Source organism: Streptomyces zinciresistens K42 (genome assembly GCF_000225525.1).
Taxonomy (GTDB): Bacteria; Actinomycetota; Actinomycetes; order Streptomycetales; family Streptomycetaceae; genus Streptomyces; species Streptomyces zinciresistens.
In genome coordinates this window covers 1-3249 of sequence record NZ_AGBF01000369.1, presented here as the reverse complement: position 1 = coordinate 3249, position 3249 = coordinate 1, and the positions used below count along the sequence as shown (strand labels likewise).

2 protein-coding genes are annotated in these 3249 nt (G+C 72.1%); both read left to right on the top strand.

Features of this window, described 5'->3' with window-relative positions; translation table 11 throughout:
- The first annotated feature begins 269 nt into the window (after positions 1-269).
- Positions 270-1082, top strand: coding sequence for an SAM-dependent methyltransferase (locus SZN_RS36355; protein WP_007505594.1), 813 nt, complete (start codon positions 270-272; stop codon positions 1080-1082).
- A complete protein-coding gene (locus SZN_RS36350) occupies positions 1079-3214 on the top strand; it encodes a putative bifunctional diguanylate cyclase/phosphodiesterase (RefSeq protein ID WP_007505593.1) in 2136 nt (711 codons plus the stop codon). Before SZN_RS36355 ends, SZN_RS36350 begins: the two co-directional genes overlap by 4 nt.
- Positions 3215-3249 lie beyond the last annotated feature (35 nt).

Genomic DNA, 3249 nt, shown 5'->3' with positions numbered 1-3249 from the left:
CTTCTGCCGTGTCCCGGGCCAGGCTCCGCCCCCGGGCCCCCGTCCCGGTCCGCGCTCCCCGCTCCGGTCTCCGTCCGAGTTCACCACGGTTCGAAGGACTGTGCCATGCTTCGGATGCTTTCGCGGAGAGTGCGCGGGGCATCAACACGGCACGAGCCGCAGGCGGTGACCGGGAACGGATGGTCAATTTCCGTTTCCGCTCGCTCCTTTGGCGGGCGATCAGTAGCCTCTGCTCGAACACCGGATCGCCTACGCCCTTGGAGAGAGAGATGGAGCGTCCCGCCTGGGCTCCCCGGAGCATCGACATCTCGGTGCCCAGCGTCTCGCGGATCTACGACTACTACCTGGGCGGTTCGCACAACTTCGAGGTGGACCGGGAAGCGGCCCGCAGGGCCATGGAGTTCATGCCGGGACTCCCCAAGATCATGCAGGCGAACCGGGCGTTCATGCGGCGCGCGGTGCGCTTCGCCGTGGACGAGGGCGTCACCCAGTTCCTGGACATCGGCTCCGGCATCCCCACCTTCGGCAACGTCCACGAGGTGGCGCAGAGCGCCCGCCCCGGCTCCCGCGTGGTCTACGTCGACCACGACCCGGTGGCCGTCGCGCACAGCCAGGCGGTCCTGGAGGGCAACGACGACGCGGACGTCGTCGCCGCGGACCTGCGCAAGCCCCGGGAGATCCTGACCAGTTCGCAGGTGGAGCGGCTGATCGACCTGAACCGTCCGGTGGCGCTGCTGCTCGTCGCCGTACTGCACTTCCTGCCGGACGAGGAGGACCCCCGCCAGGCGGTGGCCGAGCTGCGCGACGCGCTCGCCCCCGGCAGCCTGCTGGTGCTCACCCATGCCTCGTACGAGGGAATCCCGCTGACCCGGGAACGGGCCAGCGGCACGGTCGACGTGTACAGGGACATCCGCAACCCGCTGATCATGCGCTCGCGCGACGACATCGCGCGGTTCTTCGAGGGGTACGACATGGTGGAACCCGGACTGGTTCCGATGCCGCTCTGGCGGCCGGAGACCGCACCGGAGGACGAGGACCAGTGGGCCTTCTCCGGGTTCGCAGGCGTGGGACGTACGGCGTGAGCGCGGGGCCGGACGGGCCGGAGGACAGACTGCGCCGGTTCGCGACGATCTGGAGCCGGGCCGTCTTCCCGGTGACCTCGACATCGTCGACCCGGCCGGAGTTCGAGGAGCAACTGCTGCCGCTCGCCCGCCGGTTGAGCGAGGCACTGCGGGCAAGGGCGTTCGACGCCACCGAGGGCCGGGCGGTCGGCGCCGCGCTGGTCGCCGTGCACTGCACCGACCCCGAGGCGCTCAGCCGCTCGCTGGACTGCGTCGACGCCTATCTGGTGCTCTACTGCGGCACCGACGGCGAGAAGGAGGACCAGCGGGCCCGCTCCTCGCGTCTGCAGCACGCCATGGCCGCCGGGTTCGCCCAGGCGCTGCGCGAGCGGACGCTGGCCGAACAGGAGGCGATCTCCTCGGCCGCCCTCACCGCGCAGGGCGTCGTGGCCCAGGCCCTGCACGCCACCGAGGCCCGCTTCCGCGCGGTGTTCGAGGGCGCGGCCATAGGAATCGGCATCGCCGACCTCGACGGCAACGTCCTCCAGGTCAACGGCGCCCTGCTGCGCATGTTCGGCGTCTCCGAGCAGACCGTGCAGACCCGCAGCGTCCTGGAGTGGACCCACCCCGAGGACGCGCCGCAGACCTGGAAGCTCTACGACGAACTCGTCCGCGGCGAGCGCGAGCACTACCACCTGGAGAAGGCGTTCTACCGCCCCGACGGCACGGTGCTGTGGACCAACCTCACCGTCTCCCTGCTGCGCGACGCCGACGGAGTCCCGCAGTACCAGCTCGCGTTGATGGAGGACACGACCGAGCGCCGCCTGCTCAACCTGCGGCTGCGCTACGAGGCCACCCACGACGCGCTCACCGGCCTGCCCAACCGCACCTTCTTCTTCGAGCGCCTGGAGAAGGCGCTGGCCGCCGGGCCCGGCCAGCGGTTCGGCCTGTGCTACCTCGACCTGGACGGCTTCAAGACCGTCAACGACAGCCTCGGGCACGCCGCGGGCGACCGGCTGCTCGTCGAGGTCGCCGACCGCCTCCAGTCGTGCGCGACCGCGCCCGGCGAGATGGTCGCGCGGCTCGGCGGCGACGAGTTCGTGGCCCTCACCACCGGCCCCGGCACCCAGCACGAGGTCGACGAGCTCGCCACCCGCATCATGAACGCGCTCGTCGCCCCGATCAGCGTCGACGGCCGGGAACTGACCGTGCGCGGCAGCATCGGCATCGTCGAGGGGCCGGCGGGCGAGCGCAGCCCGGCGGAGGTGCTGCGCAGCGCGGACATCACCATGTACCGGGCCAAGTCGGCGGGCGGCAACCGCTTCGAGCTGGCCGACGCCGAGGCCGACGCCCGCGCCATCACCCGCCACGGGCTCACCACGGCCCTCCCGGCGGCCCTGGAGCGGGGCGAGTTCTTCATCGAGTACCAGCCGCTGGTCCACCTCGGCGACGGCAGCGTGCGCGGCGCGGAGGCGCTGGTGCGCTGGCTGCACCCGCAGCACGGCGTCCTCGGCCCGGACCGCTTCATCCCGCTCGCCGAGCACACCGGCCTCATCGTGCCGCTCGGCCGCTGGGTCCTGGAGCAGTCGGTGCGCCAGGCGCGCGCGTGGCGCGAACGGCACGACGCCGCGGGGCCGTTGCGCATCAACGTCAACCTCTCGCCCTGCCAGCTCACCCACCCCGGGCTGGTCCAGGACACCGTCGACATCCTGGAACGGGCGGGCGTCGCCCCCGACGCGCTGTGCCTGGAGGTCACCGAGTCGGCCCTCATCGGCGCCGACGACGACCTGCTCAAGCCGCTGCGCCGACTGGCCGAGATGGGCGTCGACATCGCCCTGGACGACTTCGGCACCGGCTACTCCAACCTCGCCAACCTGCGCCGGCTGCCGGTGAGCGTCCTGAAGCTGGACCGCTCCTTCACCCAGAGCATGCAGCGCTTCCCCGCCGACCCCGTCGACCTCAAGATCGTCGAGGGCATCGTGGCGCTGGCCCACAGCCTGGACCTCGCGGTGACGGTGGAGGGCGTGGAGACCGGCGCCCAGGCCGAGCAGCTGCGGATACTGGGCTGCGACACCGCCCAGGGCTGGTACTACGCCCGCCCCGGCCCGCCCGAGCGCCTGCACGAACTGGCCCTGGTCGACGCGGCGGGCTGACCGCCGCCCCCGCGCTCCGGGCGGACCGGCACCCG